This window comes from Mesorhizobium sp. M7A.F.Ca.CA.002.05.1.1 (assembly GCF_003998335.1).
Classification (GTDB): Bacteria; Pseudomonadota; Alphaproteobacteria; order Rhizobiales; family Rhizobiaceae; genus Mesorhizobium.
Genome location: NZ_RZQI01001541.1, coordinates 1 through 644 on the forward strand (window position 1 = coordinate 1; position 644 = coordinate 644).

A 644-nucleotide genomic window follows, 5' to 3' on the forward strand; every position below is an offset into this window, starting at 1 on the left:
GCATTGATGTCGGAACGGCCGTTGCGGTCGAATTCGTCCTTGATCACATCAAGCAGGCGGCGGTGCAGCCGTTCAACAAGCTGCAGCGATTCCATGTACAGGGAACGGATAGCCTCGCGGCGATCGTCGGATACGTTGGCGGTCTTCGCCGCCGGACGCGAATTGATCATTGTCTTTGCCTCTCGTTTGTCGCCCTGGTGATTTTTTGTTTTTCACCTTGATCGCGACACTATCGAATACTCATAAAATTCGACTTAAACGCTAGGGCTAACAAGAGCTTACCGGTAAGAGGTTTCGGAAGAGGCTTAACGAACGGTCACCCGAGCAAGGATAATTAACCTAAAGATTTCGGCAACGATTGCGGAGCTCATTCGAGGCGACAGTGGGGCCGCCAATGGGTTCAACGGCTTAGTGGCGGACCGGGCGCTTCTGCAGGTAGATGACGACACGGAAGACGATGTAGAGCAGCGCCACCGCCGCATGCGAGGCGACAATCAGCAAGCGGTGGCCGAATAGCTCGGGAAAGCCGGCATACATGACCGTCTCGGTCACCGCGCAAATGAACCAGATCACCGGCCCCCAGGACGCCAGCATCCACAGGCCGGCAGCGGCAAAGGGAAAGAACACGGCGAGCACCACCGCAG

1 protein-coding gene and 1 pseudogene are annotated in these 644 nt (G+C 56.7%); both read right to left on the reverse strand.

Translation table 11 applies throughout. The features are described from left to right. Positions 1–170 (reverse strand): annotated as a pseudogene (locus EN939_RS36920) (MarR family transcriptional regulator); the annotation flags it as partial. A 238-nt stretch (positions 171–408) separates the two neighbouring features. Further along, on the reverse strand, positions 409–644 hold a 236-nt coding region (locus EN939_RS36925), incomplete at its 5' end, for a DUF6163 family protein (RefSeq protein ID WP_245473331.1).